The sequence below is a fragment of the Nocardia sp. NPDC050710 genome (assembly GCF_040654375.1).
Lineage (GTDB): Bacteria > Actinomycetota > Actinomycetes > Mycobacteriales > Mycobacteriaceae > Nocardia.
The window spans coordinates 1-17,115 of the sequence record NZ_JBFAHV010000006.1; the positions used below are offsets into that span (position 1 = coordinate 1).

At 67.2% G+C, this 17,115-nt stretch carries 15 protein-coding genes and 1 rRNA gene; 10 read left to right on the forward strand and 6 right to left on the reverse strand.

Annotated features, from left to right (window positions below; genetic code table 11):
- Nucleotides 1–173 precede the first annotated feature (173 nt).
- The 4 genes from rrf (at nt 174) to AB0H61_RS13575 (ending at nt 2,189) form a co-directional block, all read left to right on the forward strand.
- A 5S ribosomal RNA gene (gene rrf / locus AB0H61_RS13560) occupies nt 174–290 on the forward strand.
- Nucleotides 291–437: 147 nt separating this feature from the next.
- Nucleotides 438–1,121 carry an endonuclease NucS gene (gene nucS, locus AB0H61_RS13565; RefSeq protein WP_357303218.1) on the forward strand — a complete coding sequence of 228 codons (684 nt, stop codon included), beginning with the start codon at nt 438–440 and terminating at the stop codon, nt 1,119–1,121.
- 18 nt (nt 1,122–1,139) lie between these two features.
- Complete coding sequence (locus tag AB0H61_RS13570) at nt 1,140–1,862, forward strand: endonuclease/exonuclease/phosphatase family protein (protein ID WP_357303220.1); 723 nt, start codon at nt 1,140–1,142, stop codon at nt 1,860–1,862.
- A gap of 24 nt (nt 1,863–1,886) precedes the next feature.
- A complete protein-coding gene (locus AB0H61_RS13575) occupies nt 1,887–2,189 on the forward strand; it encodes an ATP/GTP-binding protein (RefSeq protein ID WP_357303223.1) in 303 nt (100 codons plus the stop codon).
- Nucleotides 2,190–2,458: 269 nt separating this feature from the next.
- Here AB0H61_RS13575 and AB0H61_RS13580 read toward each other — a convergent pair whose 3' ends face one another.
- Nucleotides 2,459–3,454 (reverse strand): hypothetical protein, encoded by a 996-nt coding sequence (locus tag AB0H61_RS13580; protein ID WP_357303226.1) that lies wholly within the window; start codon nt 3,452–3,454, stop codon nt 2,459–2,461.
- A gap of 86 nt (nt 3,455–3,540) precedes the next feature.
- Entirely contained in the window at nt 3,541–4,014 is a 474-nt protein-coding gene (gene mce, locus AB0H61_RS13585; RefSeq protein ID WP_357303229.1) for a methylmalonyl-CoA epimerase, read from the reverse strand.
- 144 nt (nt 4,015–4,158) lie between these two features.
- Here mce and AB0H61_RS13590 point away from each other — a divergent pair, with 144 nt between their 5' ends.
- The 3 genes from AB0H61_RS13590 (at nt 4,159) to AB0H61_RS13600 (ending at nt 6,741) form a co-directional block, all read left to right on the forward strand.
- Complete coding sequence (locus AB0H61_RS13590) at nt 4,159–5,337, forward strand: acetyl-CoA C-acetyltransferase (protein ID WP_357303232.1); 1,179 nt, start codon at nt 4,159–4,161, stop codon at nt 5,335–5,337.
- Between the two features lie 125 nt (nt 5,338–5,462).
- Nucleotides 5,463–5,840, forward strand: a complete 378-nt coding sequence (locus tag AB0H61_RS13595; protein ID WP_357303235.1) for a DUF3817 domain-containing protein — start codon at nt 5,463–5,465, stop codon at nt 5,838–5,840.
- 61 nt (nt 5,841–5,901) lie between these two features.
- On the forward strand, nt 5,902–6,741 hold the full coding sequence (locus AB0H61_RS13600) for a tetratricopeptide repeat protein (RefSeq protein WP_357303913.1): 840 nt from the start codon (nt 5,902–5,904) through the stop codon (nt 6,739–6,741).
- A gap of 88 nt (nt 6,742–6,829) precedes the next feature.
- On the opposite strand, the gene glgB is transcribed toward AB0H61_RS13600, so the two are convergent.
- The 4 genes from glgB to AB0H61_RS13620 are packed head-to-tail and all read right to left on the reverse strand — an operon-like array spanning nt 6,830 to nt 12,349.
- Nucleotides 6,830–8,989, reverse strand: coding sequence for a 1,4-alpha-glucan branching protein GlgB (glgB, locus tag AB0H61_RS13605; RefSeq protein ID WP_357303238.1), 2,160 nt, complete (start codon nt 8,987–8,989; stop codon nt 6,830–6,832).
- A gap of 14 nt (nt 8,990–9,003) precedes the next feature.
- Complete coding sequence (locus AB0H61_RS13610; RefSeq protein WP_357303240.1) at nt 9,004–11,007, reverse strand: alpha-1,4-glucan--maltose-1-phosphate maltosyltransferase; 2,004 nt, start codon at nt 11,005–11,007, stop codon at nt 9,004–9,006.
- A gap of 57 nt (nt 11,008–11,064) precedes the next feature.
- On the reverse strand, nt 11,065–11,706 hold the full coding sequence (locus tag AB0H61_RS13615) for a LysE family translocator (RefSeq protein WP_357303242.1): 642 nt from the start codon (nt 11,704–11,706) through the stop codon (nt 11,065–11,067).
- 52 nt (nt 11,707–11,758) lie between these two features.
- A complete protein-coding gene (locus AB0H61_RS13620; RefSeq protein ID WP_357303245.1) occupies nt 11,759–12,349 on the reverse strand; it encodes a TetR/AcrR family transcriptional regulator in 591 nt (196 codons plus the stop codon).
- Nucleotides 12,350–12,432: 83 nt separating this feature from the next.
- On the opposite strand from AB0H61_RS13620, the gene AB0H61_RS13625 reads away from it, so the two are divergent.
- The 3 genes from AB0H61_RS13625 (at nt 12,433) to AB0H61_RS13635 (ending at nt 17,073) form a co-directional block, all read left to right on the forward strand.
- On the forward strand, nt 12,433–12,882 hold the full coding sequence (locus tag AB0H61_RS13625) for a VOC family protein (protein WP_357303248.1): 450 nt from the start codon (nt 12,433–12,435) through the stop codon (nt 12,880–12,882).
- Nucleotides 12,883–12,933: 51 nt separating this feature from the next.
- Nucleotides 12,934–15,507: an alpha-glucan family phosphorylase gene (gene glgP / locus AB0H61_RS13630; protein WP_357303250.1), complete on the forward strand. Its 2,574-nt coding sequence runs from the start codon at nt 12,934–12,936 to the stop codon at nt 15,505–15,507.
- Between the two features lie 204 nt (nt 15,508–15,711).
- Nucleotides 15,712–17,073, forward strand: coding sequence for an NCS2 family permease (locus AB0H61_RS13635; RefSeq protein ID WP_357303252.1), 1,362 nt, complete (start codon nt 15,712–15,714; stop codon nt 17,071–17,073).
- The last annotated feature ends 42 nt before the right edge of the window (nt 17,074–17,115 follow it).

Genomic DNA, 17,115 nt, shown 5'->3' on the forward strand with positions numbered 1-17,115 from the left:
CCCGGTAACGGGTGTAGGTGACTGGTACTAATCGGCCGAGGACTTACCAACAAAGAAGCTACGCGTCCACTGTGCGGTATCTGAAACAACACACACCGTTTCAGAGACTCCCGGAAATTCCCTGGCAGCAGGGTTTTCGGGTTTGGTCTCCGGAGTGGATAGTTTCATAGAGTTACGGCGGCCATAGCGGCAGGGAAACGCCCGGTCCCATTCCGAACCCGGAAGCTAAGCCTGCCAGCGCCGATGGTACTGCACTCGACAGGGTGTGGGAGAGTAGGACACCGCCGGAACATCATTGCGAAAGGCCCCCAGCTGATGCTGGGGGCTTTTTCGCGTTAGCCGGTCGATTCGTCGTGTCTGCGGGAAATCCGTTGCTACGCAATCGCATTTCGCCATCCCGGATCTGTGCCGCCCGGCCGAGGGCCTAGACTCGACCGGTGCGCCTAGTGATTGCTCGTTGCCAGGTCGATTACGTCGGTCGCCTGACCGCCCACCTGCCGATGGCCCGCCGGTTGTTGATGATCAAAGCCGATGGCTCGGTGCTGGTGCATTCCGATGGTGGCTCCTACAAGCCGCTGAACTGGATGAGCCCGCCCTGCTGGTTGGAGGAGCGCGGCGACGATATTCCGGAGGGGGCCAAGGCTTTCTGGGTGGTCACCAATAAGGCGGGCGAGGAGCTGCGCATCACCATCGAGGAGATCGAACACGACTCCTCGCACGAGCTGGGCGTCGACCCGGGTCTGGTGAAAGACGGTGTGGAGGCACACCTTCAGGAACTGCTCGCCGAACATGTGCAGACCCTCGGTCCCGGGTACACGTTGATCCGTCGCGAGTACATGACCGCCATCGGCCCGGTGGACCTGTTGTGCCGCGATGCCGACGGCGCCACCGTCGCGGTCGAGATCAAGCGTCGCGGCGAGATCGACGGCGTGGAACAGCTGACCCGGTATCTGGAGTTGCTCAACCGGGATCCGCTGCTCGCCCCGGTGGCGGGCGTGTTCGCGGCCCAGCAGATCAAGCCGCAGGCTCGCACGCTCGCCGAGGACCGGGGGATCCGTTGCCTCACCCTGGATTACGACGCTCTACGTGGCACGGAGAGCAACGAATTCCGTCTGTTCTGATAAGAGGGGCAAGTCCGCATGATCACCGTGGCCACCTGGAACGTGCTGCACCGCGTCCACGCCGAGAACTGGTATGAGGACGTCGCGGCCAGATGGCCGGACGAGTCGGAGCGGATCGCGGCGATCAGCGCCCGGGTGGCGACGCTGCCGGACCGGATCATCGCACTCCAGGAGGTGAGCGGGGATCAGCTGGCGAGTCTGCGTAATGCGTTGCCGGACCGCATGATCCACGCGCTGCGCTATCCGCGGATGCCCCGGCCCCGGCACGGTCCCACCGCGCTGCGAGATCGCACCGAATACTTGGTGCTGGTCGTCGAGGGGCCGGGCCGGGAGATCGCCGCCGAATCGTTCGAAGACGACCCGGGGAAGGGGGCGCTCGTGGTCGAGGCCGCGGGCCTGACGGTTATCGCTACCCACGTGACGGGGGATCGGCGGCGCCTGCCGCAACTGTCGCGGCTGCGCGGGCTGGCCGATGCGGAGCCGCAGCGCCCCGCGGTATTGCTCGGCGATTTCAATGTCGACCGCACCGTCGTCGCCGAATGCCTCGGCCCCGACTTCACCGTCGCGGAGTTCGCGCCCGGCGCGCTACCCACGCGGCCGCGAACCTCGGGTACGAAGTCGCAGTTCATCGACCATGTGGTCATGCGCGGTGCGGTGGCCACCCGGTCGAACGTCGACAACGCCGATGGACTATCGGACCACAATCCGGTCCGCGCGACCCTATCCCTGGCCGGCGACTGACCAGCGCCTAATACCCTGGACGGCATGCCTCGTCGGAAACCGCGCGCCCACGGCCAGGACCTCCGGTCCGGACCCGCCCCGCTCGGCGACGTCTTCGGCCGCACCGAACCGGGTCCGGACAACGACGAGACCTATATCGTCCGCACCATCCCCGGCAGCCGCGCCATGAAGACCTACCGCTGCCCCGGCTGCGACCACGAAATCCCGCCCGGTGTGGCCCACATCGTCGCCTGGCCGGCCTACGGTGGTGAGGAGGATCGCCGCCACTGGCACCGGGGCTGCTGGAACGGCCGCCAGACCCGCCGCATCACCCGCCGCTGGTCCTGAGAAGTGCCGGGCGACAACGATCTCCGCACAATCAGGAAGGCCGCCCCCTCGGAGGGAGCGGCCTTCGGATGAACTTTATTTCGAGGTGGTGCGTCGCCTGTTGGAACGGCCGGTGACCGGCGATCACCAGCCGCTGGGTCCGAGAATTGCTCGCCGCCAGTCCTGAGAATTGTCAGCCGACCGGCTGACGCATCAACCACTTACCACTTCCCGCCGATGTCGATCCGCGGCATTCGCCCCCGGCCCGAAGTCCGGAGGCGGGCAGGCCGTCAGTTGGCGATATCGGCGTTCTCGCGCTCGTCGGCGTCGATGTCCTCGTCGGCGACCTCGGGAATCGCCTTGGTGCGCGAGCCGGTAACCGACTTGGTGCCGCCGCCGATCGACTTGCGCTGGTCCGGAACACCGTCCAGCAGTTCGCTTTCCCGGTTGACGGCCGCGAGCATGGCGGGCACCGAATCGAGCTGGCCGCGGATACCGAGCAGCTGGGCGAGCACCCGGCCGCGCAGCACGCGCATCTCCTCGGCGAGTTCCTTCGCGTGCGCGATCTTGCGCTCGGAGGTCTGGGTGGCGGAGGTGATGAGGCGGTTGGCCTCGTCGGTCGCGTCCTTGATCCGCTGGGCGGCCTCGGCGCGGCTGGTGGCCTCGAGCTCCTCCATGGCGCGCGTGAGCTTGGTACGGCGCTCCGCCATGGTGACCTCGAAGTCCTGCTGGTTCGCCTTGCGCTTGGCGTCGGCTTCCTTCCCGAGGCGGTCGGCCTCGGCCTGGGCGGCCTCGATGATCTTGGCGGACTCGGTACGCGCATTCGCGAGTGTCTGCTCGAATTCGATTTCGAGCGCCTCGCGCTTCTCCTTGGTCTCCGCAAGCAGCGACTCGTACTTGCCGCGCATCTCGGTGGCCTGCTGCTCCGCGATCGACACCATTTCGGCGGCCTCGGCCTGCGCGAGCGCGCGGACCTCGGAGGCCTCATCCGAGGCCAGTCGCAGCATGCGAGAGATACGGTCGGACATGCCTTCCGCGGTGGTCGGCGGAACCGAGAGTCGGTCGACCTCCTTGCGGAGCTCATCGATCTCGTCCCGCGCGTCCTCCAGTTGGCTCGCGAGGTTACGTGCTTGTGCCGCAGCGGCATCGCGGTCGGTGGCGGTGACCCTCAGCTCGGCATCGAAGCGGTCGAAGTAGTTGCGTACCTCGTCTTGCGCATAACCCTTGCGCACAACGGTGAAGGGCAGTGCAACGAAGCGATTGCGATCGGACTCAGGTGACGACATGGCACACAAACTACAGCCTATGGCCACCGTATGGTGACTCGACCGCGAATGTGATCCGCAGGATTTTTCCGGGCTCGATCTTGATACTAGTGCGTAACATTCGGGTTCGGTTCGACCAACTCGACCAGCACACCGCCAGCATCCTTCGGGTGGATGAAATTGATGCGGGAATCGGCGGTTCCGTGCCGCGGAGCGTCGTACAGCAAACGCAGACCTCGATCGCGCAGATAAGCGGAGACGGCATCGAGATCGGTCACGCGGTAGGCGAGTTGCTGCAGCCCGGGTCCGCTGCGATCGATGAACTTGGCGATCGTGGAGTCCGCGTTGAGGGGTGCCAGCAACTGCAGGGCAGTCGCGCTGTCGGGCGCGCCGGGCAGCGAGAGCATGGCCTCGTGCACGCCCTGGCTCTCGTTCACCTCGCGGTGGGTCTCGATCATGCCGAGATTCTCGGCATACCAGGCAATTGCGGCATCGAGGTCGGGGACGGCGATGCCGACGTGGTCCACGGCGATCACGTAGTCGCCCGGGATGAATTCGGAAGTCTGATTTGCGGTGCTCACGTCTCGACGGTAGCGCGCACCTCCCCGGACTCGCCCGGGCCGGACAAGCTACCGTTGAGTACAACGCTTGACGCCGCGTCACTGTCGTGCTTACCCCGGTGAGTTCGGCGCGGCCGACCCGATCTACTGAATGCGAGGCTCGTCGTGACCACTACCGTGATCGTTTCCGGTGCGCGTACCCCGGTCGGTCGCCTGCTCGGCGGCCTGAAGGACTTCACCGGGTCCGACCTCGGCGGCTTCGCGATCAAGGCGGCGCTGGAGAAGGGCGGTGTGCGGCCCGAGCAGGTCGACTACGTGATCATGGGCCAGGTGCTCACCGCGGGCGCGGGCCAGATCCCGGCCCGCCAGGCGGCGGCGGCCGCGGGCATTCCGATGGACGTGCCCGCGCTCACTCTGAACAAGGTCTGCCTCTCCGGTATCAACGCGATCGCCCTCGCCGACCAGCTGATCCGCGCCGGGGAGTACGAGATCGTGGTGGCGGGCGGCCAGGAGTCCATGAGCCGGGCCCCGCACATGCTCGAAAAGAGCAGGGAGGGCTTCAAGTACGGCGATGTGACGCTGCGCGACCACATGGCCTTCGACGGCCTGCACGACATCTTCACCGATCAGGCGATGGGTGCGCTCACCGAGCAGCGCAACGACGCCGACCCGATCAGCCGCGCGGATCAGGACGCCTTCGCGGCGGCCTCGCACCAGCGGGCGGCGGCGGCATGGAAGAACGGTGTCTTCGACGACGAGGTCGTGCCGGTTTCGGTGCCGCAGCGCAAGGGTGACCCGATCGTGGTCGGCACCGACGAGGGCATCCGCGCGGATACCACCGTCGAATCGCTGGGCAAGCTGCGCCCGGCGTTCCGCAAGGACGGCACTATCACCGCGGGCACCGCCTCGCAGATTTCCGACGGCGCCGCCGCGGTCGTAGTGATGAGCAAGGCCAAGGCCGAGGAGTTGGGTCTGAGCTGGATCGCCGAGATCGGCGCCGCCGGCGTGGTGGCGGGCCCGGACTCGACCCTGCAGGACCAGCCGGCCAACGCCATTGCCAAGGCCTGCGCGCGCGAGGGCATTTCGCCCGCCGATCTGGACCTGGTCGAGATCAACGAGGCGTTCGCGGCGGTCGGCATCGCCTCGACCCGCAAGCTCGGCATCGACCCGGAGAAGGTCAATGTCAACGGTGGCGCCATCGCCATCGGTCACCCGCTCGGCATGTCCGGCGCCCGCATCCTGCTGCATCTGGCGCTGGAGCTGAAGCGCCGCGGCGGCGGTATCGGCGCTGCGGCCCTGTGCGGCGGCGGTGGCCAGGGCGACGCGCTGATCATCAAGGTCTAGTTCCGGACCCGGACGTCGCGTCGGTCGCTTCGGCGCGCGACGCGACGTCTGTCTGTGCCCCATTCGGGGCGGGGCTGTCCGATGTGACCGGTTCAACTACGACCCGTCGTAGTGCATACGGCACAATGGTGCGCATGGGCTTCTTCGATCTGCGCAGCGTCGCCGGTAGGTTCCGATTCTTTGCGGTGCTCGAGGCACTGTCATGGCTTGGTCTACTGGTCGGAATGGGCTTCAAGTACCTCCCGGATCCCGGCAACGAGGTGGGCGTGAAGATCTTCGGCCCGGTGCACGGCACCATTTTCATCTTGTTCGTGCTGACCGCGCTGCTGGCCGCACGCGAGCTGAACTGGACCTGGAAGACCACGGTGCTCGCGCTGCTGTCCAGCATTCCGCCCTTCTTCACCGTGATTTTCGAGGTCTGGGCCGTGCGCACGGGCAAGCTCGGCGAGCTGAGCGCCACCGCCGCTACCGAGTCCGCGGAAGCCGTTCGCGTCGCGTCGTGACAAACTGGGAACCGTGACTCGACCTGCCGCACGCCGTCCTTCGCCAGCCGTCGCCGCCGCCATGTCCGGAGCGGTGGACCTGTCCAGTCTGAAGCAGCCGCCCGCCGGTGCGGCGGGCGCCGATTACTCGGTCTCGGTGGCGGATTTCGAGACCAAGGTGCTGCGGCGGTCGATGCAGGTGCCGGTTGTCGTGGTGCTGTACTCGCAGCGCAGCCCGGGCAGTGTGGAGTTGGTCCGGACGCTGGAGCGTTTCGTGGCGGCCGATAACGGCTCCTGGGATCTGGCCACCGTCGAGGCCGAGAACAATATGCAGATCGCGCAGGCATTGCGCGTGCAGGGCATCCCGACCGTGATCGCGATCGCGGGCGGCCAGCCGCTCGCCGATTTCGAGGGCGCGCAGCCGGAGCCGCAGGTGCGCCAGTGGCTGGACGCGGTGATCGACGCCGTGGCGGGCAAGCTCGAGGGCGCCGCCACCGAACAGCAGCCGGTCGAGGACCCGCGCTTCACCGCCGCCGAGGAGGCGCTCGAACGCGGTGATATGGCAGGCGCGGAGGCCGCGTACGAGGCCATCATCGCGGCGGAGCCGGGCAATGAGGAGGCCAAGAGCGCGCTTCGGCAGCTGCGGTTCCTGGCCCGCGCCCAGCTGCTGCCAGAGTCGGTCATCCCCGACGCCGACCTGGATCCGGCGAATGTGGATCTCGCCATCGACGCCGCCGATCTGGAACTGTTGAACCAGCAGCCGGAGGCGGCCTTCGACCGGCTCATCGGCGTCGTCAAGCGCACCGCCGGTGACGACCGCACCAAGGCACGCACCCGGCTGCTCGAGCTCTTCGAACTGTTCGACCCGGCCGAGTCGTTCGTGGTCGCGGCCCGCCGTAAGCTCGCCGCCGCGCTGTACTGAATCCCCGTCCTCACACGCGACCGAATCCCTGGCATCGCACGCGGCGCAGCCGGAGGCGTTCTCGCCACGACTTCGCCGCGTTCGACGGTCAGTGCAGTGGGGCCGCCAGCCAGACCGCGCTATTGGGGGCCAGCGCCACGGTCGCCGAGAACGGGCGGCCGTGCCACGGCGTCTCGTCCGTACGTACCGCGCCGAGGTTTCCGATTCCGGAACCCCCGTACCTGATCGCGTCGGTATTGAGGATCTCGGTCCATTCGCCCGCGACCGGCAGTCCGACGCGGTATTCACCGTGCACCGAACCGGAGAAGTTGTAGACGCACGCGACGACGGATCCATCCGAGCCGTAGCGCAGGAACGCGAGCACATTGTGCTCCCGGTCGTTGGCCTCGATCCAGGAGTAGCCGCCGGGGGTGGTGTCCTGACTCCACAGCGCCGGGTGCGCGCGGTAGACCTTGTTCAGATCGCGGACCGCGTCGGTAATGCCTTGGTGGAGTGGATTGTCCAATTCCGACCAGTCCAGTCCGCGGTCGTGCGACCACTCCCGGAACTGACCGAAATCCTGGCCCATGAACAGCAGGTGCTTGCCGGGGTGCGCCCACATGTAGGCCAGTAGTGCGCGCACACCCGCGGCCTTGGCGAAATCGTCGCCGGGCATCCTGGTCCAGAGCGTGCCCTTGCCGTGCACCACCTCGTCGTGGCTGATAGGCAGCACATAATTCTCGCTCCATGCGTACATCAGCGAGAATGTGATCTCGTTGTGGTGCCAGCTGCGGTGGATCGGGTCGCGACGCAGGAAGCCGAGGGTGTCGTGCATCCAGCCCATATTCCATTTCATGGTGAAACCGAGCCCGCCGACATCGGTTCCACGGGTGACCCCGGGCCAGGTGGTGGACTCCTCGGCAATGGTGACCACGCCGGGGTGATGCCGGTGCACGGTGTCGTTGAGATCCTGCAGGAAGTCCACGGCCTCCAGGTTCTCCCGGCCGCCGTGCACATTCGGCTCCCAATCACCTTCGGAGCGTGAGTAATCCAGGTAGAGCATCGAGGCGACCGCGTCCACGCGCAGGCCATCGATATGGAACTCCTCGATCCAGAAGCGCGCATTGGCTACCAGGAAGTTACGGACCTCGTTGCGACCGAAATCGAAAATGTAGGTGCCCCAGTCGAGTTGCTCGCCGCGGCGCGGGTCGGCGTGCTCGTAGAGCGGGGTGCCGTCGAAGCGGGCCAGCGCCCATTCGTCGCGCGGGAAGTGTGCGGGCACCCAGTCCAGCAGCACCCCGATGCCCGCGGTATGCAGGCGGTCGACGAAGGCGCGGAAGTTGTCGGGGGAGCCGAAACGCGCTGTGGGGGCGTAGTAGGAGGTGACCTGGTAACCCCAGGAACCGCCGAAGGGGTGCTCGGCGACCGGTAGCAGTTCGATGTGGGTATAGCCGGTGGCGGTCACGTATTCGACCAGCTGATCGGCCAATTCGCGATAGGAGAGCCCGGGCCGCCACGAACCGAGATGCACTTCGTAGACGCTCATCGGGGCCCGGGTGGGGTCCAGTTGCGCCCGTCGTTCGAGCCAATCCCGGTCGTGCCACACGTGATTGCTCGCGGTGACGATCGACGCGGTGGCGGGCGGGGTTTCGGTGGCGAAGGCCAGCGGGTCGGCGTGGTCCATCGTGCGGCCGTCCGCCCCGTGCACCCGGTACTTGTACAGGGTGCCCACGCCGACACCGGGCAGGAAGACCTCCCATACCCCCGACGAGCCGAGGGCCCGCATCGGCGCGGAATTCCCGCTCCAGCCGTCGAAATCACCGATTACGGTGACACCCCGGGCATTCGGCGCCCACACCGCGAACGAGGTGCCCGCTACCTCGCCGTCCAGGGTGGTGTAGCTGCGGAGGTGGGCGCCGAGCACATCCCACAGTCGTTCGTGGCGGCCCTCGCCGATCAGGTGCAGGTCGAGTTCGCCGACGGTGGGCAGGAACCGGTAGCCGTCGGCGCCGATCACGGTCTGCCCGCCCGGATAGGTGGTCACGACGCGATAGTCCATCAGGTCCGGGTAGGGCACCACCCCGGCGAAAACCCCGTGCCCCAACGACATCAGCGGATGTTCGATGCCGCCGATCCGCGCGGACACGGTATCGGCGTGCGGACGTAGCACCCGCACGATGGTGCCGTCCGGGTGCGGGTGGGCGCCGAGCACGGTGTGCGGATCGGTATGGGTGCCCGCCGCCAGCAGCATGAGATCACGCCGGTTCATGGTGGCGACGCGAGTCATCCGAAGGACTTCCGGTAGGCCAGTTCGGTGCGGGCCCGCTGCGGTACCGGCGGAAGGGCGATGATGTGGGCGACCGCCTTGGCCGGGTCGAGTCGCACGTAATTCGTTTGCGCCCAGTGGTATTCCTCGCCACTCACCTCGTCGTACACCACCGGGTGGTCATGCCATTCGCGTCCGATGGCGGGCAGGTCGAGCGAGACGTGGCCCTGTTCGGCGCAGTACGGGTCGAGGTTGACCACCACCAGCACCGCATCCCCGCTGACCGGGTCGATTTTCGAATAGGCCAGCAGCGCATCGTTGTCGACGTCATGAAAATGGATGCAGCGCAGCTGCTGCAACGCGGGGTGGTTGCGGCGGATCTCGTTGAGCCGGGTCAGCCACGGCTCCAGCGATTCGCCGCGCGCCAGCGCCTCGGCGAACGGGCGCGGGCGCAGCTGGTACTTCTCCGAATCCAGATACTCCTCGCTACCCGGTCGCACCGCCTGATGTTCGAAGAGTTCGAAGCCGGAGTAGACGCCCCAGGTGGGGGCGAGGGTGGCGGCGAGTACCGCGCGGATCGCGAACATTCCCGGCCCACCGTGCTGCAGACTTTCGTGCAGGATGTCCGGGGTGTTGACGAACAGGTTCGGCCGGGCCTCATCCGCCTTGGCGGCCAGTTCGTTGCCGAACTGGGTCAGCTCCCACTTCGCCACGCGCCAGGTGAAATACGTATACGACTGGCTGAATCCGCGCCGGGCCAGGCCGTAGAGGCGGGCGGGCCGGGTGAAGGCCTCGGACAGGAAGATCACATCGGGGTCGGTGCGCCGCACGTGGCCGATCAGCCATTCCCAGAAGTCGGCGGGTTTGGTGTGCGGATTGTCGACACGGAAGATCTTGACGCCCAGCGCGATCCAGTGCCGCACCACCCGCAGAACCTCGGCGTACAGTCCGTCGGGATCATTGTCGAAATTGACCGGGTAGATGTCCTGGTACTTCTTGGGCGGGTTCTCGGCGAAGGCGATGGTGCCGTCCGGCAGGGTGGTGAACCAGTCCGGATGCGCCTCGACCCAGGGATGATCGGGCGCGCACTGCAGGGCCAGATCGAGCGCTACCTCCATGCCCGATTGCGCGGCCGTGGCGACGAATTCGGCGAAGTCGGCCTCGGTGCCCAGCTCCGGGTGGATCGCGTCGTGCCCACCCTCCTTCGAACCGATCGCCCACGGCGAGCCGACGTCACCGGGCTCCGCGGTGAGAGAGTTGTTGCGCCCCTTGCGGTTCACCACGCCGATCGGATGGATCGGCGGCAGATACACCACATCGAAGCCCATCGCGGCGATGCGCGACAGCTCCTTCGTCGCGGTGGCGAAGGTGCCGTGCACGGGCTTGCCCTCGGCGTCGCGCCCGCCGGTGGAGCGGGGAAAGAACTCGTACCACGAGCCGTACAGCGCGCGGTGCCGTTCGACGTGCACGCTGTGCTGCGGACCGCGGGTGACCAGATCGCGCAGCGGGGTGGCGCGCAGGATCTCGGCGACCTCCTCGGTGAAGGCGGGCGCGACGCGGGCGGGCAGCTGCTCGTCGCTGCGCAGCGCCGCGGCGACCGCGCGCAACCGTTCGAACTGTTTCTTCGGGACGGCCTGCGCGGCCCGTTCGAACAGCCGCGCGCCCAACTCGAGATCGTTGGCGAGATCGACCGCGCTCTGCCCGACGGCGAGTTTCGCCTCGACCGCATGCCGCCAGGTCGCGATCGGGTCGCTCCAGCCCTCGACGCGGAAGGTCCACGCGCCGGGCAGATTCGGGATGAAGGTGGCGTTGAACACATCCGGTTCGAAATCCGGCGTCATCCGGATCCGGGTCACCCGGGACGAGCCGGGTCCGCGAACCGCCAGGGTGGCGGCCACGGCGTCGTGGCCCTCGCACCAGACCACGGTCCGCACCGGGAAGACCTCGCCGACGACGGCCTTCGACGGCCGACCGCCGGGGATGGACGGGGCAGTGTCATCGATGGCGATGCGGCCGGTCACGTGTCCAACCTACCGGGTACTGCCCGAATGGTTGGGATCCGACGGCGTCGGCGGCACTCAGCGGGCATCGGCCGCGAGACCGAGTCCGAGCGCCACCAGAATCGCGCCCAGTGTCCGTTCGATCCGCTCCCGGATGCCCGCGCGACGCAACCAGGCCCCGGCCCTATCGGCGGCGAGTACCACGCCGACGCACCACGCGGTGTCGATCACCAGCTGGATCGCCGCGAGGATGAGCACGGTCGGTAGGACGGGGCCGCTGGACGGCAGGAACTGCGGCAGGATCGTCAACCCGAAGACGGCCGCCTTGGGGTTGGCGGCGATGGAGATCAGTGAGGCACGGAAGGCGGAGCCGGGGGTGCGCCCGGCGGGCAGCAGGTTCGTCATGGCGCGGCCGAATTCGTCGCCGCCCGCGGCGCCGCGCCAGGCCTGTACGCCGAGCCAGATCAGCACCAGCGCGCCGACCACGTGCACGGCGGTATTCAGGACCGTATTCGCGACCAACAGCACCGACAGGCCCGCACCACCGGCCAGGGTCCAGCCGAAGACGCCGATCTCATTGCCCGCCACCGCGGCCAGGCCCGCCGTGCGGCCGTCACGCACCGAACGCTGGAGGAACAGCGCGGTCGCCGGGCCCGGTAGCGCGGCGAGAACGAGGCAGGCCATCAGGAATTCGGGAAGGACGTCGACCCAGCGCGGCATCAGCCGATGCTGCCACGGCCGGGAAGGGTGGACCAGTCGAATTCGGCGGGGATCAGTCTGCTGCCCGCATCGACTCGAGCAGTCGCCGCAGCGATGCGGTCGTATCGGCCAGCGCATGAGGTTCGTCGGTTGTCGCCAACCACAGCGCGGCCTCGTTCATGGCGCCCGACAGCAGGTGGGTCAGCGGTTCGATCGGCTGCCGGGGCAGTACGCCCTCGTCGACGAGGAGTTGCAGCGCCTCCCCGAGATGACGCGCGGAGGTGGCCTCGTCCCCGGCCCGCCACTCGTGCCAGCCGAGTACCGCGGGGCCGTCGATCAGCATGATGCGCTGGATCTCCGGGTCGGTGCAGGTGGTGAGGAAGGCCTCGCAGCCGATCACCAGCTGGCCCCAGGGGTCGGTGACGGTTTCGGCGGCCGCCGAAACCCGCTCGCCGACCTCCTGCTGGACCTCCTCGAGTACGGCCCGGAAGAGCTCCGCCTTGCTGGCGAAGTTGTGGTAAAGCGCGCCCTTTGTCACGCCGGTGGCCGTAACGATTTCCGAGAGACCCACGGCGCCATAGCCTTTCGTCGCGAAGAGTCGCCTGCTGTGGTCCAGTAGCGCCCGCCGCGTCTCCTCGCGCTGCTGCGCCCGAATCGTGCTCACCGAGGCCCTTCCTCCGGTTGACATACCAATGGTATGTCAACTAGTCTATCTCACATACCATCGGTATGTGAAAGGTGAGAATTATGGAACTCAGCAGCTTCTACCCCGTCCTCGGCACCGATCGGCTCGCGCAGACCCGCGACTTCTACACCGAGTGGCTCGGCTTCGAGATCACCTTCGAGGCCGACTGGTACATCAGCCTGCGGCGACCCGGCACGGTGAACTACGAGCTCGCGCTGCTCGACTACACCCACGAGACGGTGCCCTCGGCATACCGCAAGCCGGTCGGGGGTCTGCTGCTGAACTTCGAGGTCGATGACGTCGACGCCGAGTGGGAGCGGATGGTCGTGCGCGGTGGTATCAGGCCCGAACTGGAGATTCGCACCGAAGAGTTCGGGCAGCGGCATTTCATCGTGGCCGATCCGAGCGGGGTGCTGATCGATATGATCAGCGAGATCCCGCCGTCGGCCGAATACGCCGACCGGTTCAGCCCGGGGTACGTCGCCGACAAATTCACCGCGCAGGTGGAGTGACCTGCGTCGCCGGGGGAGTAGCCCGCGAGAATGTTCGGTAGGGTTCGCCTGGTGAAGGCACTCCGTCGTTTCACCGTCCGTGCCCATCTGCCCGAGCGACTCTCGGCCCTGGGCGAGCTCTCCACGAATCTGCGCTGGTCCTGGCATTGGCCGACCCAGGATCTGTTCCGCGAGCTGGATCCCACGCTGTGGCAGGAACTCGGGCACGACCCGGTACGGATGCTGGGAGAGGTGTCCGCGACCCGGCTGGACGAACTGGCCGCCGACCCCGACTACACGCGGCGGGTCGACGAGGCCGCAGCCGATCTGCGCGGCTACCTGGACGCGCCCGGCTGGTTCCAGCGGCAGCGCGCCGAGCCCGGGGTGCGCGGCATCGCCTACTTCTCGATGGAGTTCGGCGTCACCGAGGTGCTGCCGAACTATTCGGGCGGCCTCGGCATCCTCGCGGGCGATCATCTCAAGGCCGCCTCCGATCTCGGGCTGCCGCTGATCGGCGTCGGACTGCTGTACCGCTCCGGTTACTTCCGGCAGTCGCTGTCGGCGGACGGCTGGCAGTTGGAGCACTATCCGGCGCTGGATCCGCAGGGTCTGCCGCTGCGGCTGCTCACCGCCGACGGCTCACCGGTGCTGGTGCACGTCGCCATGCCGGACCAGCGGGTACTGCGGGCCAGGGTCTGGATCGCGCAGGTCGGCCGGGTGCCATTGCTGCTGCTGGATTCCGATATCGCGGAGAACGATCCGGAACTGCGCGCGGTCACCGACCGGCTCTATGGCGGCGATCAGGACCACCGCATCAAACAGGAGATCCTGGCGGGCATCGGCGGTGTGCGGGCGGTGCGCGCCTACACCCACGCCGAGGGACTGCCGGATCCCGATGTATTCCACATGAACGAGGGCCACGCCGGATTCCTCGGTGTCGAGCGGATTCGCGAATACATCGCGGCCGGACTGGATTTCGAAACCGGGCTGGCCGCGGTGCGCGCCGGGACGGTCTTCACCACCCACACCCCGGTGCCCGCGGGCATCGACCGTTTCCCGATGCCGCTGGTGCGCCGCTATTTCGGTGGTGGGCACGGCGAATCCGAATCCGCGATGCTGCCGGGACTTCCCGTGGACCGGATTCTGGCGCTGGGACGTGAGGCCGATCCGTCGGTCTTCAATATGGCCCATATGGGAATGCGGCTGGCCCAGCGCGCCAACGGTGTGTCGAAGCTGCACGGCGAGGTCAGCCGCGGCATGTTCGCGCCGCTGTGGCCGGGATTCGACCCCACCGAGGTGCCGATCGGTTCGGTCACCAACGGCGTGCACGCCCCGACCTGGGCCGCCCGTGAATGGATCGATAAGGCACGCGACTATATCGGCGCCGAATTGGTGGAGGAGGCGCGCGGCTGGGAGCGATTGCGCGACGCCCCGCTCGACGAGCTGTGGTCCACCCGGAACAACCTGCGCGCCACACTCATCGCGGAGGTGCGGCGCCGGGTCCGCGCGTCCTGGCTCGAGCGTGGTGCGGCCACGGCCGAACTCGGTTGGGTGGACAGCGTTTTCGACCCGAACGTGCTGACCGTCGGATTCGCGCGCCGGGTACCGACCTATAAGCGCCTCACCCTGATGCTGCGCGACCCGGAGCGGTTGCGCTCCCTGCTGCTGCACCCGGATCGGCCGATGCAACTGGTGGTGGCGGGTAAGAGCCACCCGGCCGACGACGGCGGTAAATCGCTGATCCAGCAGGTGGTCCGGTTCGCGGACGATCCCGAGGTGCGCCACCGCATCGTCTTCCTGCCCGACTACGACATGTCGATGGCGCGCTTCCTGTACTGGGGATGCGATGTGTGGCTGAACAATCCGCTGCGGCCGCTGGAAGCGTGCGGCACCTCCGGTATGAAGTCCGCGCTCAACGGCGGTCTCAATCTCTCCATCCGGGACGGTTGGTGGGACGAGATGTACGACGGCGAGAATGGTTGGGCCATCCCGACCGCGGATGGCGTCTCCGATGAACACCGCCGCGACGATCTGGAGGCGGCGGCCCTCTACGAGCTTTTCGAACGCACCGTCGCGCCGCGCTTCTACGACCGCGACGACGCGGGTATGCCGGTGCGCTGGGTCGAGATGGTCCGCCACACCCTGCAGACCCTCGGCCCGAAGGTGCTCGCCTCCCGTATGGTCCGCGACTACGCGGTCGAGTACTACGCCCCCGCCGCGACCGCTCATCGGCGCGCCACCGCCGACGAGTTCGCGGGCGCTCGCGCCGTCGCCGAGTATCGGCGCCGGGTCGAGGCGGCCTGGCCATCGGTCAAGGTGGTTCAGGTCGACAGCGCGGGACTGCCCGACACCCCCGTCATCGGGGCCGAGCTCGCGCTGACCGCGCGGGTGGACCTCGGCGGCTTGAGCCTGTCCGACGTCGTCGTCCAAGCTGTCCTCGGCCGGGTGTCTTCCGCCGACGACCTCTCCGACATCACGACCTTCCCGATGGATCACATCGGCTCCGACTCCGGCCTCGAACTCTTCACGGTGCGGACGCCGGTCCCGCTGTCCGGCGCCGTCGGCTACACGGTGCGCGTGCTTCCGCACAATGAACTGCTCGCCTCCGACGCGGAATTGGGGCTGGTCGCCGCGCCGAGCGCATAACCGTCGTAGCGGGGTGTGTGCCCGCAATTCCGGCTGCGGTGCTGGTCAACCAGCACCGCAGTGTCGATTCGGAACGTGATGTCGCGTGATACACCTCACCGTGTCGTTCCCGCCGCTTTCCAGGTGATCGAATCTCCGATTCAGTGAATCGTCGGCTAACGTGCCAGCGCACCCCTTTGATAGAAAGCCACGACTGGAGAACCCATGGCCACCGACGTGCTGACCCGCGCCCGCGGTCGAATCGACGCGTACTTCGGCGTCAGCGAGAACGGCTCGACCATGAAGCGTGAGCTCATGGCGGGCACCATCACGTTCCTGGCCATGTCCTATGTACTCGCGGTGAACCCGGCGGTGCTCGGCGACGAGGGTGCGCTCGGCGACAAGGGCATTCCGATGCAGGCGGTCTTCACCGCGACGGCCGTCGCCGCGGTATTCGGCACCCTCGTCATGGGACTGTGGGCCCGGTATCCCATCGCGCTCGCACCGGGTATGGGGCTCAATGCCTTCTTCGCCTATTCGGTGGTACTCGGCATGGGCATTCCGTGGCAGGTCGCGCTGTCGGGCACCTTCCTCTCAGGTGTCATCTTCTTCGTGCTCGCGGTCACCAGGATTCGGGAACGCATTCTCAATGCCATTCCGATGCAGATGAAGCTGGCCGTCGGCGCGGGCATCGGCATGTTCGTGGCCTTCCTCGGTCTGAAGAACGCGGGCATCGTGGTGGCCAGCGACGCCACCTTCGTCACGCTCGGCGATTTCACCAAGGGCACCACACTGCTCGCGTTGTTCGGGCTGGTGGTGACGGTGGTGTTCCTGGTACTGGGGTGGCACGGCGCGGTGCTGTACGGCATCGTCCTCACGGCGGGACTCGGCATCGTCACCGGACTGGTGCGGCTGCCGGAGGGGATCGCCGCGATGCCCAAGGGGTTGGACCAGACCTTCGGACAGGCCATCATCCACCTGCCCGACGCCTTTACCGGTCAGATGGCCGTCGTCATCCTGACCATGTTGTTCGTCGACTTCTTCGACTGCGGTGGCACCCTCATCGGCGTCGCGAATCAGGCCGGACTGCTCGACAAGGACGGCAAGCTGCCGCGCGCGGCCAGCGCGTTCGCCGCGGATTCGGTCGGCACCATGGCGGGCGCCGTCATCGGCACCTCGACCACCACCGCCTACGTCGAATCGACGGCCGGCGTGTCCGCGGGCGGCCGCACCGGATTGACCGCGGTCTCCACCGCCGGATGGTTCCTGATCGCCATGTTCTGCTATCCGATCTTCGCGGTGGTCGCCGGATCGCCTGAGGTGACCGCGCCCGCGCTGATCGTGGTCGGCGTGCTGATGTCGCGCGCGCTCGGCGAAATCGACTGGAACCGGCTGGAGTTCGCGGTGCCCGCGTTCATCACCGTGGTGATGATGCCGCTGACCTATTCGATCGCCAACGGGCTGGCCATGGGCATGCTGTTCTACCCGATCGTCATGGTCGCCAAGGGACGGATCAAGGAGGTCCATCCGGCGATGTGGGCGCTGATGGTGGTCTTCCTGTCCTACTTCTTCTTTTTGGCCGAGTGAATCCGGAATAAGGCCGCAGACCGTGCGGTTGGTACTGACCAT

Bases quoted from the DNA above. Each gene is read 5' to 3' on its own strand.
- AB0H61_RS13615 (WP_357303242.1), bottom strand. From the start codon at position 11,706: ATGCCGCGCTGGGTCGACGTCCTTCCCGAATTCCTGATGGCCTGCCTC.
- AB0H61_RS13635 (WP_357303252.1), top strand. From the start codon at position 15,712: ATGGCCACCGACGTGCTGACCCGCGCCCGCGGTCGAATCGACGCGTAC.
- AB0H61_RS13570 (WP_357303220.1), top strand. From the start codon at position 1,140: ATGATCACCGTGGCCACCTGGAACGTGCTGCACCGCGTCCACGCCGAG.
- AB0H61_RS13625 (WP_357303248.1), top strand. From the start codon at position 12,433: ATGGAACTCAGCAGCTTCTACCCCGTCCTCGGCACCGATCGGCTCGCG.
- AB0H61_RS13595 (WP_357303235.1), top strand. From the start codon at position 5,463: ATGGTGCGCATGGGCTTCTTCGATCTGCGCAGCGTCGCCGGTAGGTTC.
- AB0H61_RS13575 (WP_357303223.1), top strand. From the start codon at position 1,887: ATGCCTCGTCGGAAACCGCGCGCCCACGGCCAGGACCTCCGGTCCGGA.
- AB0H61_RS13600 (WP_357303913.1), top strand. From the start codon at position 5,902: ATGTCCGGAGCGGTGGACCTGTCCAGTCTGAAGCAGCCGCCCGCCGGT.
- glgB (WP_357303238.1), bottom strand. From the start codon at position 8,989: ATGAACCGGCGTGATCTCATGCTGCTGGCGGCGGGCACCCATACCGAT.
- AB0H61_RS13580 (WP_357303226.1), bottom strand. From the start codon at position 3,454: ATGTCGTCACCTGAGTCCGATCGCAATCGCTTCGTTGCACTGCCCTTC.